Source organism: Corynebacterium uterequi, from assembly GCF_001021065.1.
In the GTDB taxonomy this organism is placed as follows: Bacteria; Actinomycetota; Actinomycetes; order Mycobacteriales; family Mycobacteriaceae; genus Corynebacterium; species Corynebacterium uterequi.
In genome coordinates this window covers 1506906-1528186 of record NZ_CP011546.1, presented here as the reverse complement: position 1 = coordinate 1528186, position 21281 = coordinate 1506906, and the positions used below count along the sequence as shown (strand labels likewise).

General features: G+C 67.5%; 22 protein-coding genes. 17 read left to right on the top strand and 5 right to left on the bottom strand.

The window, feature by feature from the left end; all coding sequences use genetic code 11:
- Positions 1-4: 4 nt before the first annotated feature.
- Together CUTER_RS07090 and CUTER_RS07085 are read left to right on the top strand one after the other, a co-directional pair.
- Complete coding sequence (locus CUTER_RS07090) at positions 5-235, top strand: hypothetical protein (protein ID WP_047259846.1); 231 nt, start codon at positions 5-7, stop codon at positions 233-235.
- Entirely contained in the window at positions 232-600 is a 369-nt protein-coding gene (locus CUTER_RS07085; protein WP_047259845.1) for an RNA-binding S4 domain-containing protein, read from the top strand. Before CUTER_RS07090 ends, CUTER_RS07085 begins: the two co-directional genes overlap by 4 nt.
- Here the strand turns inward: CUTER_RS07085 and CUTER_RS07080 are convergent.
- From CUTER_RS07080 to CUTER_RS07060, 5 genes are read right to left on the bottom strand one after another with little or no spacing between them, the layout of a single operon-like run.
- Positions 597-1574, bottom strand: a complete 978-nt coding sequence (locus tag CUTER_RS07080) for a GTP pyrophosphokinase (protein ID WP_047259844.1) — start codon at positions 1572-1574, stop codon at positions 597-599. The genes CUTER_RS07085 and CUTER_RS07080 overlap by 4 nt on opposite strands.
- On the bottom strand, positions 1558-3993 hold the full coding sequence (gene treY, locus CUTER_RS07075) for a malto-oligosyltrehalose synthase (protein WP_047259843.1): 2436 nt from the start codon (positions 3991-3993) through the stop codon (positions 1558-1560). Before treY ends, CUTER_RS07080 begins: the two co-directional genes overlap by 17 nt.
- A gap of 51 nt (positions 3994-4044) precedes the next feature.
- Positions 4045-5310, bottom strand: a complete 1266-nt coding sequence (locus tag CUTER_RS07070; protein WP_047259842.1) for an exonuclease domain-containing protein — start codon at positions 5308-5310, stop codon at positions 4045-4047.
- Positions 5303-7663 (bottom strand): glycogen debranching protein GlgX, encoded by a 2361-nt coding sequence (gene glgX / locus CUTER_RS07065; RefSeq protein ID WP_047259841.1) that lies wholly within the window; start codon positions 7661-7663, stop codon positions 5303-5305. The genes CUTER_RS07070 and glgX overlap by 8 nt, the downstream gene beginning before the upstream one ends.
- A gap of 39 nt (positions 7664-7702) precedes the next feature.
- A complete protein-coding gene (locus CUTER_RS07060) occupies positions 7703-8200 on the bottom strand; it encodes a TetR family transcriptional regulator (protein ID WP_052844065.1) in 498 nt (165 codons plus the stop codon).
- A 103-nt stretch (positions 8201-8303) separates the two neighbouring features.
- On the opposite strand from CUTER_RS07060, the gene CUTER_RS07055 reads away from it, so the two are divergent.
- The 15 genes from CUTER_RS07055 (at position 8304) to pyk (ending at position 21225) form a co-directional block, all read left to right on the top strand.
- Positions 8304-8948, top strand: coding sequence for a hypothetical protein (locus CUTER_RS07055; RefSeq protein ID WP_047259840.1), 645 nt, complete (start codon positions 8304-8306; stop codon positions 8946-8948).
- Positions 8949-9422, top strand: coding sequence for a hypothetical protein (locus CUTER_RS11080; protein WP_052844064.1), 474 nt, complete (start codon positions 8949-8951; stop codon positions 9420-9422).
- Positions 9423-9472: 50 nt separating this feature from the next.
- Positions 9473-10798 carry a histidinol dehydrogenase gene (hisD, locus tag CUTER_RS07045; RefSeq protein ID WP_047260673.1) on the top strand — a complete coding sequence of 442 codons (1326 nt, stop codon included), beginning with the start codon at positions 9473-9475 and terminating at the stop codon, positions 10796-10798.
- 3 nt (positions 10799-10801) lie between these two features.
- Complete coding sequence (locus tag CUTER_RS07040) at positions 10802-11911, top strand: histidinol-phosphate transaminase (RefSeq protein WP_047259839.1); 1110 nt, start codon at positions 10802-10804, stop codon at positions 11909-11911.
- A gap of 10 nt (positions 11912-11921) precedes the next feature.
- Positions 11922-12527 carry an imidazoleglycerol-phosphate dehydratase HisB gene (gene hisB / locus CUTER_RS07035; RefSeq protein WP_047259838.1) on the top strand — a complete coding sequence of 202 codons (606 nt, stop codon included), beginning with the start codon at positions 11922-11924 and terminating at the stop codon, positions 12525-12527.
- Between the two features lie 23 nt (positions 12528-12550).
- Entirely contained in the window at positions 12551-13846 is a 1296-nt protein-coding gene (locus tag CUTER_RS07030; protein WP_236684692.1) for an MFS transporter, read from the top strand.
- Between the two features lie 26 nt (positions 13847-13872).
- On the top strand, positions 13873-14508 hold the full coding sequence (gene hisH, locus CUTER_RS07025) for an imidazole glycerol phosphate synthase subunit HisH (RefSeq protein WP_047260671.1): 636 nt from the start codon (positions 13873-13875) through the stop codon (positions 14506-14508).
- A 13-nt stretch (positions 14509-14521) separates the two neighbouring features.
- Positions 14522-15253, top strand: coding sequence for a bifunctional 1-(5-phosphoribosyl)-5-((5-phosphoribosylamino)methylideneamino)imidazole-4-carboxamide isomerase/phosphoribosylanthranilate isomerase PriA (gene priA / locus CUTER_RS07020; RefSeq protein ID WP_047259837.1), 732 nt, complete (start codon positions 14522-14524; stop codon positions 15251-15253).
- A gap of 13 nt (positions 15254-15266) precedes the next feature.
- Positions 15267-16049 carry an inositol monophosphatase family protein gene (locus CUTER_RS07015; protein WP_201775029.1) on the top strand — a complete coding sequence of 261 codons (783 nt, stop codon included), beginning with the start codon at positions 15267-15269 and terminating at the stop codon, positions 16047-16049.
- 36 nt (positions 16050-16085) lie between these two features.
- A complete protein-coding gene (gene hisF, locus CUTER_RS07010; RefSeq protein WP_047259835.1) occupies positions 16086-16859 on the top strand; it encodes an imidazole glycerol phosphate synthase subunit HisF in 774 nt (257 codons plus the stop codon).
- 1 nt (position 16860) lies between these two features.
- A complete protein-coding gene (gene hisI / locus CUTER_RS07005; protein WP_047259834.1) occupies positions 16861-17235 on the top strand; it encodes a phosphoribosyl-AMP cyclohydrolase in 375 nt (124 codons plus the stop codon).
- On the top strand, positions 17225-17893 hold the full coding sequence (locus tag CUTER_RS07000; protein ID WP_047259833.1) for a TIGR02234 family membrane protein: 669 nt from the start codon (positions 17225-17227) through the stop codon (positions 17891-17893). The genes hisI and CUTER_RS07000 overlap by 11 nt, the downstream gene beginning before the upstream one ends.
- Positions 17894-17949: 56 nt before the next feature.
- Positions 17950-18762 (top strand): indole-3-glycerol phosphate synthase TrpC, encoded by an 813-nt coding sequence (locus tag CUTER_RS06995; protein WP_047260670.1) that lies wholly within the window; start codon positions 17950-17952, stop codon positions 18760-18762.
- 20 nt (positions 18763-18782) lie between these two features.
- A complete protein-coding gene (gene lgt, locus CUTER_RS06990) occupies positions 18783-19688 on the top strand; it encodes a prolipoprotein diacylglyceryl transferase (RefSeq protein ID WP_047259832.1) in 906 nt (301 codons plus the stop codon).
- A 76-nt stretch (positions 19689-19764) separates the two neighbouring features.
- The gene (pyk, locus tag CUTER_RS06985; protein ID WP_047259831.1) at positions 19765-21225 is read left to right on the top strand and encodes a pyruvate kinase; all 1461 of its coding nucleotides are present in this window, start codon (positions 19765-19767) and stop codon (positions 21223-21225) included.
- Positions 21226-21281 lie beyond the last annotated feature (56 nt).

Below are 21281 nucleotides of genomic sequence, written 5' to 3'. Positions count from 1 at the left end.
AACTATGACGCTTTCCCACCGTCCCAATAATCCCATCCAGGCCCGGAAAGACCAGGTCCGGCGCCACTCCCGCAATGCGGTCGCCTTCGTCGGCGGCGGAGTTATCGGCGGCATTGGCCTCGCGCTCATCGCCCACACGTGGTTCTTCTTGGCCCTCGGGCTCATCGTGGCCGTTGCCGGCGGCGGCTACCACGCGATGAAGGTTCGGGCCATCGTCAACCACCGGGACCAGTGACGCAGCCCGACGGCCGTCCCGTCCGCGTCGACGCCTGGGTGTGGGCGGTTCGGGTATTCAAGACCCGCTCCGAGGCTGCGGAAGCGGTGCGCGCCGGGCACGTCAAGGTCAACGGGGTCGCCGTCAAGCCGGCCCAGCAGGTGGTCCCCGGGGACCGGGTGCGGATCTGGCACCACCACCGCATCTATGACCTGGAGGTGCTGGCGACGGTGAGCAAGCGGGTCGGGGCGCCAGTGGCGCGCCGCTGCTACGCGGATCACTCTCCGCCGGAGCCGCCGCGTGGCGCTATGCCGGTGCGTGACCGGGGCGCGGGACGCCCGACGAAGAAGGAACGCCGCCAGCTGGAGAAGCTGCGGGGACGCTAGGGGCGCAGCTTCGCCAGCCGCTCCGCCAGACGACGGGGGCGGTTCTTCGCCCGGTAGCCGGTGGTTCCCGTCCGGTCGATGTGCTGCTGGCCGAAGCGCAGAAGCAGCAGATCGTCGATGAGGCGTACCTGGCCGGGGGTGAAGCGGTAGTGCAGTCGCTCGTCGAGGGAGGCGATAGCGGCAGGGTCGAGCAGCGCACTGAGCTCGGCTACCGTGGTCACGCCATTGGCGGCCAGGAGCTCCTCCAACCAGCGGTAATTCTCCGAACGCGATGGGGGGAAGCGGGTGCCGAGCAGCATCGCCAAAATCCCGGGGAGGGTCTCGGCGCTGATGTCCACGTCGCCGCGATCCGGCTGGCTGGCGGTGGGCTTACGCAGGGCCGCGATCTGGTCGAATTGCTGATCCGCCAACTCGATGAGTCCGGCGGCGAGCGTGAACGCCCGGTCCACCTGGGGATCCAACTGGCCGGACTTGTAGCGGATGTCGTGCTCGAACTCGGCCCACGCGTGCTGCAGGACCGTGCGCACCTGGGCCTCCAGGCGCATTCCGGCGTAGGCCCGAAGGTCCTCGTGATGCGGCGGAACACGCAGCACCAGGTGGTGGGAACCGTATCCAAAACCCCCGGAGACCCGGGTCTGGGCGGTTTTATCGACGGAGCGGACCACCTCGAAGGACTCGCGCAACACCGCGAGCGCGACGGGGATCTCCGTGGAGTGATAGACGTTGATGCGCACTCCGATGAGATCGTGGATGTCATTCCACGGATCCGGGTAGGCCAGGCGGCCGTCGGCGCGCCGCTTCTGCGCCTTCGCCTTGAGCGACGGCCAGGTCTTCACGCGGGCACTGACCCGGTCGAAGGTGACGCCGCCGTCGGTGAGCAGGTCCTCGAAAGCGTCTGCGAAGTCGTCGCTGGCCTGTGGGTGGTGGCGCACCCACTCGTGATAGGCCGTGCCGAGCCTAGCGAGTCTGCTCATCGAGCTGGGCGTTGACGAGGAGCGCGGTGGGGAAGTCGGCAAACACGTCGGCGGCCGGAACCACGCCGGACAGGCGTCGGCCCGAGAGCTTGTCTACCCACTCGCCCTCCGGAAGCGTGAGGGTGGTGTCCTGCCAGCCGCCGCTCACGTCGAGCGTGTGAGGGCGGCGGGTACCCACCGCGATGACAGCGGTGGAGTCCGCGTAGCCGCGGGCCATGCCCACCAGGTGGCCGGCGCGCGGACCCTCGGCGAAGACTGCTTCGTAGCGGCCGCCGTCGAACATTTCCGGCAACCTCCGGCGCAGTCGCAGCGCCTCGCGCACGGTGTGCAGGAGAGCGAGGTTCGGGTCGTCGTCGGCCCGGAGCTCGGCAGTGATGTCCAGCTGTTGCAGCAGCTGCCGGCGGGCCGTGTAGTCCACGAAGCGGCGGTTGTCCGGGTCCACCAGGGAGTCGTCGAAGAGCTCCTGGCCCTGGTAGACGTCCGGGATGCCCGGGGCGATGAGTTGGAGGAGCTTGCGCGACAGGCTGACGCACACCGCGGTGTCAGCGAGCGGGGCGACGAAAGCGGTGATGATGGGGGCGGCTGGGCCACGCATGAGCGCGTCGACCCAGTCAGCGACCGCGGTCTCGAAGGCGGGGTCCTGATCGACCCAGGAGGTGCGCACCCCGGCCTCGCGGATGGCCTTGAGACTGTAGTCCTGGAAGCGCTGTACCAGGGTGTCGGAGACGGCGCCGTCGGCCGGCCACACGCCGATGAGGTTTTGTAAGAGAAACAGACCGGTTGCCGGGTCCGGGGCGGGGACGAGGCCGGAGAGCCGGTCAACGAACTCCGCGAACTCCGTGGGAATCTCGGTCAGGCCGATGATCCGGGAACGGACGTCCTCGCTGCGCTTGGTGTCGTGGGTCGTCAGCGTCGTCATCGCGCGCGGCCAGAGCCGGGCGCGTTCGTCGTTGAGCAGGTGGAACTCCGCACTGGACACGCCGAAACGCCCCGGCGCGCCACCGACCTCCTGCAGCGCCACCAGGCGGCACGCACGGTAGAAGGTGGTGTCCTCCACGCCCTTGGCCATGACTGCGCCGCACACCTGGGCGAAACGAGTGTTCGCCTCGCCGCGTTCGCTGAAGGCGGCGGCGATGAGGTCGAGCGCGTCACGCCGGGAGGGGAAGCGGGAGGCCATATCGGCGAAGACGGTGGAGGTGACCCGGGAGAGGGATTCGTAGTCCGCACGGTAGACCGGGATGGCGGCGACCAGCTCGATAACCGTGGAGATCAGCAACTCGTCGGACACCGTGGAACCGGCGGTGGAGAAGTTGTCGCGCCGGATGGCGCGGGCGAGGCGGGACACCTCGGCGGCCAGTTCGGAGGCCGCCACGTCCCGTTTGAGCTGCTGCTCGATGGCCTGGAAGGAGGTCTCGTCCCAGGGGGAACCGGACTGCCGCAGGGCCACCATGGACAGAGTGTCCTCCGCCTCCCGGGAGACGAAGACGCCGTCGAGCTCGCGCAGCGCGTCGTAGCCAGTGGTGCCGTCTACGGACAGGCGAGGGTCAAGCGGCTCGTTGACGGCGAGGATCTTCTCGATGACCAACCAGCGGTCCGGGCCGATGAGGTCGCGCAAGCGGTGGAGGTAGGCGAAGGGGTCGGCGAGGCCGTCGGGGTGGTCAACGCGCACGCCGTCGATGATGTCCTCGGCGCACAGCTGGCGCAGCACCCGGTGGGTGTGCTCGAAGACGAGGGGGTCCTCCTGCCGGATGCCGGCGAGGGTGTTGACGGAGAAGAAGCGACGGTAGGAGATGACGCCGTCGCGCCAATACATCAGGCGGTAGTGCTGGCGGGCGTACACCTGCGCCGGGTCGTCGTGAGGCCCGTCGCAGGTGCCGGGGGCGATGGGGAAGTGGTGCTCGTAGTAGGCGAGGACGAGCTCGTCGACGTGCTCGTTGTGCTCGATGGTGAGCTTGTCCTCGTCACCTTCCTGGCCGAGGATCGGCAGGCCGATCTTGCCGCCGGCGCCATTATCCGGGCTGAAGTCGATGTCGAAGTAGGGCTCAAACTCGGAGTCTTGGCCGTTCTTGAGCACGTCCCACCACCAGGGGGTGAGGTACGGGGTGGCGACGCTCATGTGGTTGGGCACAATATCGATGATGAGACCCAACCCCGCGGCGTGGGCGGTGCGGGCCAGTTCGCGCAGGCCCTCGATGCCGCCGAGCTCGGGGTTGACCTCGGTGGCATCGATGACGTCATAGTTGTGGTTCGACGTCGGGTCGGCGGTGAGGATCGGAGACAGATAAAGGTGGCTGACGCCCAGGTCAGCTAGGTAATCGACCAGCTCGGCCGCCTCGGCAAACCCGAAACGCCGGCCCGCCGGGTCGGCCTGCGGACCGCGGAGTTGGAGACGGTACGTGGCGGTGATGGGGCGTCGCATGAACAATCCTTTGTGGCGTCGGAGGCGGATTTTCCCCACCCAGCTTAACCACTATCGCGACGCTGCCCCCGCACTATCGAGCGCGGCGATCAGCTGGGTCGCTGACCAGATCTCGATGTTCTGACCCTTGTCGATGTACTCCCGCGCCTTCTTCTCCTTCGAGGTGGTCGTCTTCCACGCCCCGGCCACGAGGATGGTCGTCTTCTTCGTGACGTTCTTGCCGATGGTCGCCCCGCACTCGGCGATCCGCTCCCACAATTCCCCCTTGTCCAGGGGGTCGAAGTCCCCGGTGAGGGTGACGTTGTGGCCAAAGAGCGGATGGTGGGGATCGGCGTTGGGGTTCGCCTCCGGCACGGTCGTCGGAGTCGCCACCTTCCGCCACGCCGGTGACGGTGTCGCCGGGGTCGCCGCGGCCGGGGCCGGTCGGGTGCGGTGCACCGACACGGGGGTAACGAGACGGTCAGACAGCTCGCCTAGGTTGAGCGAGTCGGCGTCGAAGAGCTTCTCGGTGGAGCCCGCATACCCGCGGTCACGGGCCAGGGCAACGAGGAGGCGCCCGGCGACGACGGCGTCATCGCCGGCGTCGTGGTGCGCGGTCTGCTCGATGCCGAAATGCGCGGCCAACGTGGGCAGGCGGTGATTAGCGACGTCGAGCCGACGCGCGCGGGCAAGAGCGAGCGTGCAGCCGAAGCGCCACGACGGGGCAGCCAGCCCGCTGGCTTGGGCGGCGTCCCGAATGGCCGAGGCGTCGAACTGAGCATTGTGGGCGATGACGACGTCGTCGCCGACGAAGGCCACCACGTCGTCGAGGATCTCGCCGAAGCGAGGCTGATCCGCCACGGCGTCGGCGGTGATGCCGTGGATGGCCACGTTCGCTTCGTCGAAGCTATCGATCCCGGCCGGGGGCCGGCACCACCACTCGCGCTGCGCCGCAAGCTGACCATGACGGAAGCGCGAAGCCCCGACCTGGCAGATGGACCCCCACCGGCTATTGGCCGTCTCGACGTCCACGGCCACGAAGTCGAGGCCGTCCACGCCCACCTCCGCGGTCTCACCGCGCAGGGCGGCGGAGATCGCCTCGGCGAGGTCACGGGCCACGGCCTGCTGGTTCGGGGCGACGGCGATGTCGGCGCCGGTGCCGAGCACACGGACCCGGCCGGGCAGCAGGGCGGTGGGCTCGTGAACGTCGACGCCGGTGGCGTCGGCCAGGGAAATCCGGAAGGAGTCCTCGCCGGACAACGCAGCCGCCAAGGCGCTGCGGTGCCCTACCACGAACCCCGGCTCCACCTCGACGGTGGCACCGTGGGCGTTAAACATCCTCCGGGTCCTCCTCGTAAACGTCGACGGCCTTATTCTGGTGCCCCACTCCCGGGGTCAACTCGGTGCGGCGTTCGACCTCCACGGCCGGTTCCTCTTCCTCCGGAATGCTCACGGTGCTGGCCTCCAGGACGTCGATTCCTTCGGCGACGGGGCGCGGACCCTTCTCCGGGGACTCGTCCTCGTCAAGCTCGTCGTACACCGGCGGCTCCAGCTGCTTGAGCACCATCGTCGACCGCGCCGGCACCCGAATGGTGCCATTGCAATCGACCTCGCTGGCATCGAGCGGGTAGCCGGTGGCCTCCGTGGTGTCCACGATGAGCTGCCACTTCACGCCCAGCTGCTTCGGCGGCAGGGTGAAGTCGATCTCCTCGTAATGGGCGTTAAACATGAGGATGAAGGAATCATCCACGATCTCCTGGCCGCGGGAGTCCGGCTCGGTGATGGCGTTGCCGTTGAGGTACACCATGAGAGCCTTGCCGAAGTCAAAGTCCCAGTCATCCTGGGTCATGAGGTCGCCGGAGGGCACCAGCCAGGCGATGTCACGATCGCGGACGTCGGTGCCCAGCGGGCCGCCCTTGAGGAAGCGGCGGCGGCGGAAGACGGGGTGGCGCTTGCGGATGTTGATGAGGCGCTTAGTGAAGTCGTGCAGCGCCTTGTTCTCCTCCAGCTGATCCCAGTCCATCCAGGACAGCTCGTTGTCCTGGCAGTAGACGTTGTTGTTGCCGTTTTGGGTGCGGCCGATCTCGTCGCCGTGGCTAATCATGGGCGTGCCCAGGCTCAGCAGCAGCGTGGTGAGGAAGTTGCGGCGCTGCCGGCCGCGCAGCTGCAGAATCTCCTCGTCATCGGTCGGGCCCTCCACGCCGTGGTTCCACGAGCGGTTGTGGGACTCGCCGTCGCGGTTGTCCTCACCGTTGGCCATGTTGTGCTTCTCGTTGTAGCTGACCAGGTCGTTGAGGGTGAAGCCGTCGTGGGCAGTGATGAAGTTGATCGACGCCGTGGGGCGACGGTCGTTGTTGGCGTAGAGGTCGGAGGAGCCGGTCAGCCGGGACGCGAACTCGCCGAGGGTGGCGGGCTCGCCGCGCCAGAAGTCGCGCACCGTGTCGCGGTACTTACCGTTCCACTCCGTCCACAGCGGTGGGAAGTTACCCACCTGGTAGCCGTTGTGGCCCACGTCCCAGGGCTCGGCAATGAGCTTGACCTGAGACACGACCGGGTCCTGCTGGACCAGGTCGAAGAAGGTGGCCAAGCGGTCGACGTCGTTGAACTCGCGGGCCAGAGTAGAAGCGAGGTCGAAGCGGAAGCCATCGACGCGCATCTCAGTCACCCAGTAGCGCAGGCTGTCCAGGATGAGCTGCAGGGAGTGCGGGTGGCGAACGTTGAAGGAGTTACCCGTGCCCGTGTAGTCCATGTAGTGGAACTGGTCGTTATCGACCAGGCGGTAGTAGGCCTGGTTATCGATGCCGCGGAAGGCGATGGTCGGGCCCAAGTGGTTGCCCTCGGAGGTGTGGTTGTACACCACGTCGAGGATGACTTCCATGCCCGCCTCGTGGTAGGCGCGCACCATGCCCTTGAACTCCGCGACGGCCTCGCTGGGCCTTTCCGCGGCGGCATAGTCCTGGTGCGGGGCGAAGAAACCGAAGGTGTTGTAACCCCAGTAATTGCGCAGGCCCAGGTTGCGCAGGCGGTCATCCTGAAGGAACTGGTGCACCGGCATCAGCTCGACGGCGGTCACCCCGAGGTTCTTGAGGTAGTCGATGACCGACGGGTGCGCCATGCCGGCGTACGTGCCGCGCAGGTGCTCGGGGACGTCCGGGTGCGTCGCCGTCATGCCCTTGACGTGGGTCTCGTAAATGACCGTCTCGTGGTAGGGGATGTTCGGCGCGCGGTCATTACCCCAGTCGAAGAACGGGTTGATGACCACGGACTTCATCGTGTGCCCGAGGCTATCTTCCTCATTTCGGCCGGTGCCCGGCTCCGGGGCGAAGATGTCGTAGGAGAATAGGGAGGCGTCGCCGTCGAACTCGCCGTCGAAGGCCCGGGCGTACGGGTCCACGAGCAACTTGTTGGGGTCGCAGCGCAGGCCTGCACCCGGGTCATAGGGGCCGTACACGCGGTAACCATAGCGCTGGCCGGGCACCACGCCGGGCAGGTAGCAATGCCAGACGTGGGCGTCGACCTCGGTGAGCTCGATTCGAGTCTCGTTGTCGTCACGGTCCAACAGACACAGTTCAATGCGATCCGCGATGTCCGAGAACAACGCAAAATTCGTACCGGCACCGTCGTAGGTAGATCCCAGCGGGTACGCCTGACCCGGCCACACCTGCTGATCGTGGGAAGCTTGAGAACTCATAATTCCGAAGTCTAACGGCAAACAACCGCCGTGTGCCGATTAGCAGCCTCGTAAAACAAGATCGACGTAGGCCGCTACCACTGAAGGGGTATCCGAGCCCGCCAACTGCTCCCGGGCCGTGGCACCAACGATGAGCAGAACCAGCGCGTCGGCCACGAGCTCGGCGTCGTCGACACCGCTGAGCCGGGCACGAAGCTGCTCGTGCAGTGCTGAGCGCAGCGGCGACTCCGCAGGCGCCAACGCGGCCGCGACGACGTCCGCCGCATCGGTGACGGAGCGCAGCTGCTCGTACAGGAGGCCACAGAACTCCCGGGCGTCCGACGGCGCGCCGGCGCTCAGACAGGGACTGAGGATGCGGGCCGCGACCGCCGCAAGCAGGGCTTGCTTGTTCGGCACATGCCAGTACAGCGCCCCGGGCGCTACCTGCAGCTGAGTGGCGACTCGGCGCATGGTCATGTCGGCGAGACCGTAGGTGTCGAGAATCTCGGTGGCGGCGTCCACGATGGTGTCTCGCTGTAAGTGCACGGTGCACATCATAATTCACAGTTTTTTGTGCGACACTTATGCGGAAGCGTCACGATCCCAGTTGCTACTCTGGATTCCTAGTCCAGACCTGACCACCGATAGAGGAGAAACCATCGTGATCTCGTCATCCTTGCGAATCAAGCCGCGAGCTGCTGCCGCGATGGTCCTGGTGGCCCCGCTGGTGGTGAGCGGGTGCGGTTCCCAGGACGACGGCGAGGCCTCGGACGTTAGCCGGGTGACGGCCACCGCCGCCCCCGTGACCACCACGGCGCCGTCTCCTCGGGCATCGGACAAGCCCACCGTCGACGTGGAGGCTGGCGGTGTGTCGTCGGCCTCGGCGTCCGCGCAGGGCGGCACCCTCGCCCTGCCCACGAAGGACGCCGATAAACCCGGCGCCAACCTCCCGCAGGGGATGGCGGCCCCCCTCGAAGGTGCTGCTCCGGCGGGCGCCGGCGACGCCGACGCGCTCACCCAGCTCGTGACGGCTACCGCCTCCCAGGAGACCCTGGTGGACCAGATCCAGTTCATGGAGGCCCACCTGTGCCAGCCGATCCTCGACCGGGCACCGGAAAGCGGCTTCAGTACTAAGGGCGTCCCGGACTACCGGCTGTCCGACCTTGACACGTGGGATCCCAACCCCCAGGTCAGCGACATTCGTGTCGACGGCGATCAAGCGTCGGCGACGGTCACCTCGAACGGTGACGACGTCCGTACCTGGCGTTTCGCCCGCGAGGGCGGCGAGTGGAAGATCTGCGAGTAGGTGTCGCGGGTACCCGCCAACCTCGGTGCGGGCGGCGGTTTCCTTGCGCTCGCTATTGCTAGCTACGCGGCCGTCGGGGTGGCGTGGGGACTGCTCCGGCCGGGCTACGACGCGACGGTGGCCGAGGACTCGCTGCTGGCGGTGCATGCCTCGGCCAACGTGGAGTTTGCCGGCTTCGCCTCGTTCGTGCTGTTGACCGGGCTGCTCTCCGTGGGGTTGGCCCTTCTGGCAGCCCGCCGCTTGTCGAGCCGACCCCGTCCCGGGGTGCTCGGCTGGGCTATAGCCTGCGCCGCCATCGCCGTGGTGGCCTTCGCCGTCGGCGGGGACCTGGCGGTGGTGCTCTTCCGCCACGCCGAGGACGCCGAGGTGGGGCAGGCGGTGACCGTGGTGCCGCCGATCAACCCGGGTACGGCCCTGCTGGCGGGGCCGCTGATGGCCGGGACAACGTACTGGGTTGACGCGATGCTGCGTTAGCCGGGGGCGTTGTGGGGTCCGCGCCCGACTGGTTTCCTACAATGACCTACATGCTCAGTGTCATTGATCTTCGAGGCCAGACTCCGTCGACCTCCCAACTGCGTCGTAGTCTTCCCCGCGGTGGCACGGACGTCGCCTCCATGCTTCCCACCGTCCAGCCGATCGTCGAGGACGTCCGCAGCCGCGGCGCCGAGGCAGCGCTGGAGTACGGAGAACGCTTCGATCACATCCGACCCGAATCGGTGCGAGTGCCCGCCGAAGTCGTTTCCGCCGCCGTGGACACCCTGTCGCCGGAGGTCACCCGGGCGCTGGAAGAAGCGATGGCGCGGATCCGGACGGTGCACCGCGAGCAAAAGCCGGCGGATCACACCACCACGTTAGCGCCGGGGGCCACGGTGACGGAGAAGTTCCTCCCGGTTGAGCGGGTGGGTCTTTACGTGCCGGGCGGCCAGGCCGTCTACCCGTCGAGCGTGCTCATGAACGTCATCCCGGCGCAGGAGGCCGGTGCGACGTCGCTGGTCGTGGCCAGCCCGCCGCAGGCGGAGCATGGCGGCTGGCCCCACCCGACCATCCTCGCCGCTTGCCACCTGCTCGGGGTGGACGAGGTGTGGGCGGTCGGCGGGGCCCAGGCCGTCGCCCTGCTCGCTTATGGCGACGACGCCGCCGACCTCGTGCCGGTGGACATGATCACCGGCCCGGGCAACATTTTCGTGACCGCGGCGAAGCGGCTGGTCAACGGGGTGGTTGGCATCGACGCCGAGGCCGGCCCCACCGAGATCGCCATCCTCGCCGACGAGACTGCCGACCCGGTGCACGTTGCCTACGACCTCATCAGCCAGGCCGAACACGATCAGCTGGCCGCCAGCGTGCTCATTACGGACTCCGAAGACCTGGCTCGCGCCGTCGACGCCGAAGTGTCCGCCCGCTACACCGTCACCCGCAACGCCGAACGCGTCGAGGTGGCCCTCACCGGACGCCAGTCCGGCATCGTGCTCGTCGACGACCTTCAAGCGGGCATCGCCGCCGCCGACGCCTACGCCGCCGAGCACCTGGAGATCCACACCCGTGACGCCCGGGCGGTTGCCGAGCGCATCACGCACGCGGGGGCAATCTTCGTGGGCACGTACGCGCCAGTGCCGCTCGGCGACTACGCGGCCGGCTCCAATCACGTGCTGCCTACCTCCGGGACGGCGCGCTTCGCTGCCGGCCTGAGCACCCACACCTTCCTGCGCCCGGTGAACCTCATCGAATATGACCGGGCGGCGTTGGCGAACATTGGCCCGCACATCGTCGCCCTCGCCGACGCGGAGGCGCTGCCGGCGCACGGCGAGGCAATCCGCGCCCGCTTCAGCGACTCCCCTGAGAGCGAGGACTAGACCATGCAGGACAACACCCTAGCCGCCGAGGTCACCCTCGCTGACCTGCCGCTGCGCGAAGAGCTCCGCGGAAAAACCGCATACGGTGCCCCGCAGCTGAGCGTGCCGGTGCAACTGAACACCAACGAAAACCCTTACTCGCCCTCGCCGGCGCTCATTGAGGACCTGCTCGCCGAGATCGCCCGGTTGGCCCCGACCCTCAACCGCTACCCGGAGCGGGACGCCGTGGAACTGCGCGACGCCCTCGCGGACTACGTCAGCGGCCAGACCGGCGTGCCGGTAACCAGGGACAACGTGTGGGCGGCCAACGGCTCCAACGAGGTCTTGCAACAGCTGCTGCAAGCCTTCGGCGGCCCTGGTCGCTCCGCGATGGGGTTCACGCCGTCGTATTCCATGCACCCGATTCTCTCCGCTGGCACCCAGACCGAGTTTCTGGAGGTTGCCCGCGGGGCGGACTTCCGCATCGACGTCGACCAGGCCGTGGCCGCCATCGCCACCCAGCGCCCCGACATCGTCTTCGTCACCACCCCGAACAACCCCACCGGCGACGTGACGGAACTTGCCGACCTGCGGCGAATCCTCGACGCCGCGCCGGGCATCGTCATTGTCGACGAGGCCTACGCGGAGTTCTCGGACTCGCCCTCGGCGACGACGCTGCTCGCCGACTACCCGGCCACGCTCGTCGTGTCGCGCACCATGAGCAAAGCCTTTGACTTCGCCGGCGGGCGGCTCGGCTACTTCGTCGCCGCGCCCGCGTTCGTCGAGGCGGTCATGCTCGTGCGCCTGCCGTACCACCTGTCGGTGCTGTCGCAGGCGGCTGCCATCGTCGCCCTGCGGCACCGCGCGGACACGCTCGCGACCGTCGCGCAGCTGGCGTCGGAGCGTGACCGCGTCGCCGCCGCCCTCACCGAGTACGGCTACACCTGCGTGCCCAGTGAATCCAATTTCCTCTTCTTTGGCCACTTCGAGGACCCGCACGCCGCCTGGGAGAAGTTCCTCGACCGGGGGGTGCTCATCCGCGACGTGGGTGTTGGCGGGCACCTGCGCGTGACCATCGGGCTGCCGGAGGAAAACGACGCCTTCCTCGCCGCGGCCCGCGACATCAGCAATTAGGAGAACAGCCATGAGCTCAGACCGCATCGGTAGATCCCGGCGCACCACCAGTGAGTCCGACATCTCCGTCGAGATCAACCTCGACGGCACCGGCCGCACCAACATCGACACCGGCCTGCCCTTCTTCGACCACATGCTCAACGCCTTCGGCACCCACGGCTCCTTCGACCTGACGGTCCGCGCCGTGGGCGACATCGAGCTCGACGCCCACCACACCGTCGAAGACACCGCCATCGTGCTCGGCACGGCGTTGCTCGACGCGGTAGGGGATAAGAAGGGAATCCGGCGTTTCGGGTCCCAGTTGCTGCCCATGGACGAGACCCTGGTGGAGGCCGTCATCGACATCTCCGGGCGGCCTTACTTCGTCCTCAACGGCGAGCCGGACAACATGGACTGGCAGGTCATCGGCGGGCACTACGCCACGGTCATCAACCGGCACTTCTTCGAGACCTTGGCGTTTAACTCCCGGACCACCCTGCACGTCAACGTCCGCTACGGCCGGGACCCGCACCACATCACCGAAGCGGAGTACAAGGCCGTGGCCCGCGCACTGCGGCAGGCCACCGAACCCGACACCCGAGTGACGGGTGTGCCGTCCACCAAGGGATCCCTCTAAGGGCAGTTGGTAGCCTGGGCCGGGTGAACAGCGCTATCAGTAACCCGTACCCCAGGGCCAGCATCTGGGCTACACCAGGCTTCACCGCCACCCTCATCGCGGTGGCGTCGGCATTCGGCGCCTGGTCGCTCCTGCTGCCCGTCGTCCCCCTCGCCGTCTTGGAAGGCGGTGGCTCCGCCATGCTGGCCGGAGCGTCGACGGGGGCGTTCATCCTCGCCACCGTCATCACGCAGATCGGCACCCCGGCGATGCTGCGGCGAGTGGGCTACAACCCGGTCATGGTCGCCTCCGCGTTCATGCTCGGTGTCCCCGCGTTAGGGCACTTGCTAGGAACCGAGGCCTGGGTGGTGTTGCTCTTCTCCGCGCTCCGCGGAATCGGCTTCGGCGCCATCACGGTGGCGGAGTCCGCTCTCATCGCCGAACTGGTGCCCCGCACTTACCTGGGTAAGGCCACGGGCCTGCTCGGTGTGGCGGTTGGCCTGGCGCAGATGGTTTTTCTCGCCATGGGGTTGTTCATCGCCGATTCCTTCGGCTACCCCGCGGTGTACGTCGCCGCGGCCGTCGTCGGCCTGCTGGGGGCGGTCATGTGCCTGCGGATCCCGCGCATCAAGGCCGCGCGGGTGCTGCCGCCGTCGGAAATCACCGGCCGACGGGTCGCCGCCTGGAAACTGGTGCTCGTCCCGGCGCTAGCAGTGACCACCTTGGCCATGAGCTACGGCGCGGTGTCCTCCTTCCTGCCCGCCGCCGTCCGGGGCATGGACTCCGCGGCATCCTCGGCGATCGCCGGGGTGGTACTGTCCGTCGCCGGCGGTGCGTCCATGGTGTTCCGCTACATCTCCGGCGTGGTCGCTGACCGCCGAGGGGAGGCGGGCGTGCTCATGATTCCGGCCCAGGTTGTTGGCGCGGTGGGCATGGCGCTCATGGCCGCGATCGTCGCCCTGAATTGGTCGGTGTGGCTGCTGGTCGCGTCGGCGGTGCTCTTCGGCGGCTCCTTCGGCATCGTGCAGAATGAGGCGCTGCTGTCCATGTTCGCCCGCCTGCCCCGGGAGAAGGTCTCCGAGGCGTCGGCGGTGTGGAACATTTTCTACGACGCGGGCACCGGGCTTGGGTCCGTGATCTACGCCATGGTTGTCGCCCGTTTCGCCTTCGCTGGAGCCTTCGCCCTGGGGGCGTGTGTCATCATCGCCGGCATCGGTATGACGGTCGCCGACCGGGTTCTGGGGCGCCACCGGGTGAGCGAGTACGACAATCTGCGGATCCGGTGGCAGCAGGTCTCACCGTTGGCCCGACGGGCTAGGAAGCACCATGGGCGGATGTAGCGACGGCGTGTTTTACACTGATGCGCATGGCTACTCGCGTCGTACTGCTTGATTATGGATCCGGCAATGTTCGCTCCGCCCACCGCGCCCTGGAACGCGTAGGCGCCGAGGTGACGGTGAGCTCCGATCCCAAAGAGGCCGTCGCCGCCGACGGCCTGCTGGTTCCCGGCGTCGGTGCCTTCGCCGCGTGCATGACCGGGCTCCACGCCGTTCAAGGCCCCCGCATCATCGGCGAACGCCTGGCCGGGTCCCGGCCGGTGTTGGGCATCTGCGTGGGTATGCAGGTGCTTTTCGAACGCGGCGAAGAACACGGACAGGTTGCCGCCGGTTGCGGAGAGTGGCCGGGGACGGTCGAAAAGCTCGACGCCGCGGTGCTGCCCCACATGGGGTGGAACCGAGTCCAGGCCGCACAGGACTCCCAGATGTTCGCCGGGATCGATGCGGATACGCGCTTCTACTTCGTGCACTCCTACGCGGCGCGGCGGTGGGAGCTGCACCCCGAGGAGCCCATGCCCGCGCCCAAAGTGTCCTGGTCGCAACACGGCGGAGACGAATTCGTCGCCGCGGTGGAGAACGGCCCACTGTGGGCTACCCAGTTCCACCCGGAGAAGTCCGGCGACGCCGGCATGGCGCTGCTTGAGAACTGGCTGCGGTCCTTCTAGATAGGATGAGGATATGACTTTCACTTTGTTGCCCGCCGTCGACGTTGTCAACGGGCAGGCGGTACGCCTCAACAAGGGTGAGGCCGGCACGGAAAAGAGCTACGGAACCCCGCTCGACGCCGCGTTGACGTGGCAGGAACAGGGCGCGCAGTGGCTGCATTTCGTGGACCTCGACGCCGCTTTTGGCCGTGGCTCGAATCATGAACTCATGGCCGAGATCACCGGGCGGCTGGACATCAAGGTGGAGCTGACCGGCGGTATCCGCGACGACGAGTCCCTCGAACGCGCCTTGGGCACCGGGGCCGCCCGGGTTAATATCGGCACCGCGGCGCTGCAGCGTCCCGAGTGGATCGCCGGAGTGCTTGCCCGCTACCCGGAGCAGGTAGCGGTGGACCTGGCGGTGCTCGCCGACGGTGACACGCTGCGGGTCAAAGGCAACGGCTGGGTCTCCGACGGCGGGGACCTGTGGGAGGTCCTCGAACGGCTCGACGCCGCCGGCTGCCAGCGCTTCGTGGTCACCGACGTGTCCAAGGACGGCACCCTCGCCGGGCCGAACATCGAGTTGCTGCGCGACGTGTCCGCAGCCACGGACGCGGCGGTCACCGCCTCCGGCGGAATCTCCAACCTGGCGGATGTGGAGCAGGTGGCACGTTACGCCGACGAGGGCATCGATTCCGTCATCATCGGTAAGGCCCTCTACGAGCGTCGCTTCACGCTCGCCGAAGCCCTGGCCGCCGTCGCCTAAGCGGAGCTCACCGGTGCGAGACCTACATGACATGCTCGGCATCGCCGAGGAGGCCGTGGACGAAGCCGAGGCGATGTTCGTCGCCGGCCTAGGCGCGGACCCGGCGGAGCTCAAGCGCGCCGGGGACTTTGCCACCGAGGTGGACCTGGAGATCGAGGCGACGATCCGCTCCGTGCTCACCCGGCGTACCGCCATCCCCGTGCTGGGGGAGGAAGAAGGCGGCAGTTACCACTCCGATGCGGTGTGGGTGGTGGACCCCATCGACGGAACCGCCAATTACGCCGCCGGCAATCCCTTGTGCGCCATCTTGGTCAGCCTCGTGATCGACGGCCGCCCCGTGGTCGCGGTGAGCGCCATGCCCTTGCTGAACCGGCGGTTGACCACCGTTGATGGGGAATCGGTGCTGGTCAACGGCCGAAGCCTCGACGGGCTGGCGGATCGGGATGAGCTCGTTACCCAGGTGGGGTTGTCCTCGATTGCGTCGTCGACCCGGGATTACCCGACGTCCCTGCGTCAGGAACTGCTCGCCCGCGTCGCCCGGACCCGGCTGCGCCCGCGCATCACGGGTGCCGTGGGGGTGGATCTGGCGCTCACCGCTCAGGGGGTGTCCGACGGCACGGTGAGTTTCTCGCCGCACCTGTGGGACAACGCTGCCGGTGTTGCTCATGTGCGCGCGGCCGGCGGCGTCGTGACGGACCTCGATGGCGCGGAATGGACCCCGGATTCGCGCGGCGTCATCGCCGGCACTCCGGGGGCGCACGCGACACTGTTCGGTATTTTGCAGGACCTACGTTAATTTTTGAACTTTTACACAGAGAGGCGACACTTTCACATGGCCGTGGCTATCCGAGTCATTCCTTGCCTGGACGTCGACGACGGTCGCGTTGTCAAGGGAGTCAACTTCGACAACCTCCGCGACGCCGGAGACCCGGTGGAGCTTGCCGCCCGCTACAACGAAGAGGGCGCCGACGAACTGACTTTCCTCGACGTCACCGCCTCCAAGGCTGGTCGCGGCACTATGTTGGACGTGGTGCGCCGGACGGCCGAGCAGGTGTTCATCCCCCTCACCGTCGGCGGTGGGGTGCGCAGCGTCGAGGACGTCGACGAGCTCCTGCGCGCCGGGGCGGACAAGGTGTCGGTGAACACCGCAGCCATCGCCCGCCCAGAGCTGCTCACCGAACTCGCCGAGCGCTTCGGCTCCCAGTGCATTGTGCTCTCCGTGGACGCCCGCCGGGTGCCGGAAGGACAACCCGCGCAACCCTCCGGTTTCGAGGTGACCACCCACGGAGGCACCCGATCGGCGGGCATCGACGCCGTCGCGTGGGCGGTGCGCGGCCAAGCCCTCGGTGTGGGGGAGATTCTGCTCAATTCCATGGACGGGGACGGCACGAAGAACGGCTTCGACGTTGAGCTTATCGAGAAGGTCCGGGCAGAGGTCAGCGTTCCGGTTATCGCCTCCGGCGGTGCAGGGCGCGCCGACCACTTCCCGCCAGCAGTGGCAGCCGGTGCGGACGCGGTGCTCGCCGCCTCCATCTTCCACTTCGGGGAGGTCGCTATCTCCGACGTCAAGGCGAGCCTGGCCGACGCCGGATACGAGGTGCGTTGAGATGTCCGACGATCCGTCGACGTATGCGCTCAACCCGGACATTGCCCGACGTGTGCGCTTCAATGACCGCGGCCTGGTGCCCGCCGTCGTTCAGGCGGCGGGTACGGGCGAGGTGCTCATGATGGCGTGGATGGATGACCACGCTCTGGCCTACACGCTGGCGACTCGCCGGGGCACGTATTTCTCCCGCTCACGCAACGAGTACTGGATCAAAGGCCTGACGTCGGGGCATACTCAGGCCGTCGAGGAGGTGCGGCTCGACTGCGACGGCGACACCCTCCTGGTGACCGTGCAGCAGCAAGGCGGGGCGTGCCACACCGGCGACCGCACCTGCTTCGACGCCGATCTCCTGCTGGGCGAGGCCGATGGCGTCTAAGGATTCCCGCCGGTTGGCCCACCTCGCCGCGGCTGTGCTCGGTGGTGCCGCAGTCCTGGGCTGGCTGGGTTCGCGCCTCACGTGGTTGACCGTGAACGTGACGGACGACCTGTCGGGGGCGCGCAGCATCGAGCTGCCCGGGGCGGCGTGGGCCACGGAGGTTCCCGCCTTGGCCCTCGTACTCATGGCTGCGGCGGTGGCTGGCGTGGCGCTGCGTCGACGGGGCCGCCAGGTCGTTGGCGTAATCGCAGCGGTAGCGGCGGCGTTCATGGCGCTGCCGGGAACGCTTGTTCTCGCCGGCCAAGCGGATCCGGAGCGGGCCCACCGGTTGCTCGTGGCAGGCGCCGCGAGTGCTCGAGCGAGCCATCCGGTCCATGTGGCGCAGTGGGCGAGCGTCGAGGCGATTGACCCCGCCGTGGCCGGCCCGGCGGTGACGCTGTGTGGTGCGGCACTGGCGATCGTCGCCGGTGTGGTGCTGGCCATGCGCCCAGGTGCAGACCCGTCGCAGGACCGCAAGTATGCGCGTTCGTCGCAGCGACGCGATCACCTGGCCGCGGACCTGGCGGAAGCTCCGGACTCCGGGCGGGTGTTGTGGGACGCCCTCGACGACGACATCGATCCCACCGAGGCCGGGGGACCATTTCCCCGTGGTCACTAGCCCCGGATATTCTTAGGCGGACAACGAGCGTCGTGAGAGGCAGGGGAGGGATGGTCATGGAACCCCCATGGGCGCTAGACCGGATTGTCGCCGGCATCCTCGAAGACGTCTCCGCTCGGGAATCCCAGGTCCCCTTCCCCGACATCAAGGCGCGATCGCGCAGCTGCCCCCCGCCCCGCGACGGGGAGGCGGCGCTACGGCGTCGCGGCTGTGGCGTGGCGGTGGAGATGAAGCGCACTCTGCCTCATCGCGGTCGGCGCGTCGACATCGCCTCCATGGCGGACCTGGCGACCGGCTTGGAGGACGCCGGCGTCCACATCCTGGCCTGTCAGACGGAACGGCTGCGCTTCGCCGGTTCCCTAGAGGACATGTGGGAGGTGCACCGAGCGGTGTCCCTGCCGGTCATGTGTCGAGACATCATCGTCGACCCCTACCAGATCCACGAGGCTCGATGCTTCGGTGCGGACATTGTCCCCCTCCAAGTGGAGCTGCTGGGGCAGGCCCGCCTCGTGTCCCTGCTCGACCGGATCGAGTCGCTAGGGATGCTGGGTTTGGCCGAGGTCCGCACCCCGGAGGAGGCGGACCGGGCGCTGGCTGCCGGTGCCCGGGTGATCGGGGTGAACGCATGGTCGATCACGTCCGCCGACCTGGATCGGGAGAACTTTGCCGCCATCGTGCCGGGTCTGCCGGAGGAGGTGTACCGGGTTGCCCTCGGCGGGGTGCGGACCTCCGTGGATCTCTTGGCGTACGCGGGTACGGGGGCGGATGTGGTGCTGGTCGGGGAGACGATCATGACCGCTGAGGACCCGGCGAAGGCGGCTCGGACGCTGGTCGCGGCCGGTCAGCATCCGGCGTGTCCGTCCCGATAGGGTCGGCTAAGGTGGGGCAGGTGCAAACCATGATTTTGGCCAACATCCCCTCACCGCCGCAGGGGGTGTGGTACCTCGGTCCCATTCCGCTGCGGGCCTACGCGCTGTGCATCATCACCGGCATTGTGGTGGCGTTGTGGCTCACGCTCAAGCGCTACACCGCCCGGGGCGGCCACGCCGACGACGTGTGGGACGCGGCAATCGTCGCCATTCCGGCTGGGCTCATCGGTGGGCGGGCTTATCACGTGCTCACCGATTACCAGAAGTACTTCGGGGAGGGGCGTAACCCCTGGCAGGCACTGAATTTCACCGCCGGCGGCCTGGGGATCTGGGGGGCGATTGCGCTGGGCACGCTGTGCGTGTGGCTGCTCTTTAAATATAAAGGTGTGCCCTTGGCACCCTTCGCGGATGCGGCCGCCCCGGGCGTGATCCTGGCCCAGGGCATCGGCCGGGCCGGTAACTGGTTCAACCAGGAGCTGTACGGTCGCCCAACCGATGTGCCGTGGGCGCTGGACATCTACTACCGTGTTGACGAGGCCGGCCGCTATGCGCCGGTCACCGGGCATTCCACGGGAGAGGTGATCGCGTCGGTGCACCCGACATTCCTCTACGAGATGCTGTGGAACGTGGCGGTGTGCTTCTTCCTGATCTGGGCGCAGCGTCGTTTCCGCCTTGGGTACGGCCGAGTGTTCGCCCTCTACGTCGTCAGCTACACGCTTGGGCGCTTCTGGGTGGAATTGATGCGCGACGACGCCGCAACCATGATCCTGGGCCAGCGAGTCAATACGTGGGTGTCCCTCGGCGTGTTCCTCGTCGCCCTGGTGGTGTTCCTTCGGCTACCGCGCGGGCAGGAGACCCCGGAGGAGGTCAACCCTCGGCTGCGAGGCGACGACGAATCCCTAGCCGGAAGCGTGCGACACGGGTAATTTGGAATACGCAGGAACAACACAACTGGTCATACCAAATGAGAACTACGCCCTCAGGGCGGTTAGGCTGGACTCCGTGGATAGAAGAACCAAGATCGTATGTACTCTCGGCCCGGCAGTTGCCTCTAAGGAAGGCATCAAGGGGCTGGTCGAAGCTGGAATGAACGTCGCGCGCATGAACTTCTCGCACGGCGATCACCCGGATCATGAGAAGAACTACAACTGGGTGCGGGAGGCATCGGACGAGACGGGCCGGGCCGTGGGCGTGCTCGCTGACCTCCAGGGTCCCAAGATCCGCCTCGGCCGATTCGAGACCGGTTCTACTTATTGGGACAACGGTGAGATCGTCCGCATCACCGTCGAAGACGTGGTGGGTTCGCATGATCGCGTCTCCACGACCTACAAGAACCTTGCCAAGGACGCCAAGCCCGGCGACCGCCTCCTCGTTGACGACGGCAAGGTGGCACTCGTCTGCCGCTCCGTCGACGGCGACGATGTCGTCTGCGAGGTCGTCGAGGGCGGCCCCGTCTCCAACAACAAGGGTGTGTCCCTGCCCGGCATGGACATCTCCGTGCCGGCGCTGAGTGAGAAGGACAAGGCGGATCTGCGTTACGCCCTCAAGCTGGGCGTTGACCTCGTGGCGCTGTCCTTCGTCCGCTCCGCGGCGGACGTTGACCTGGTGCACGAGATCATGGACGAGGTCGGCCGTCGCGTTCCGGTCATTGCCAAGCTCGAGAAGCCGGAGGCGGTCGACGCCCTCGAATCCATCGTGCTGGCCTTCGACGGCATCATGGTTGCCCGCGGTGACCTCGGCGTAGAGATCCCGCTGGAGCAGGTCCCGCTGGTCCAGAAGCGCGCCATTCGCATCGCCCGAGAGAATGCCAAGCCGGTCATCGTCGCCACGCAGATGCTCGATTCAATGATCGAGAACTCCCGCCCGACCCGCGCCGAGGCCTCCGACGTCGCCAACGCGGTGCTCGACGGCGCCGACGCGGTTATGCTCTCCGGCGAGACCTCCGTGGGCCGGGACCCGCACAACAACGTGCGCACCATGGCCCGCATTGTTCGCGTCGCGGAGCGCGACGGCGAGGTGCCGCCGCTGAGCCACGTCCCGCGTACCAAGCGTGGCGTCGTGAGCTACTCGGCCCGGGACATCGCGGAGCGCCTCAACGCGCGCGCCATCGTTGCCTTCACCACCTCCGGTGATACCGCCCGCCGCGTGGCCCGCCTGCACTCCCGGCTGCCGCTGCTCGTGTTCACCCCGAACCCGAGCGTGCGCTCCCAGCTGGCCCTGACCTGGGGCGTGGAGACCTTCCTTTGCGAGACGACGGCCAGCACCGACGACATGATGGCGGTGCTCGACCGTGACCTGCTCAAGCTGGAGCAGTACGAGGAGAACGACATGATGGTCGTGGTTGCCGGTACCCCTCCGGGAGTCTCGGGTAACACCAACATGATTCAGGTTCACTCCCTCGGCGAGCCGACGACGGCCTCGCTGAACGCCGTCACGGAGGCCGATAAGGCCGAGACGAAGTAACGTCCGCCTAGCGGAAAGGCCGGTACCCCGTGGCTTGCGGGGGTACCGGCCTTTAG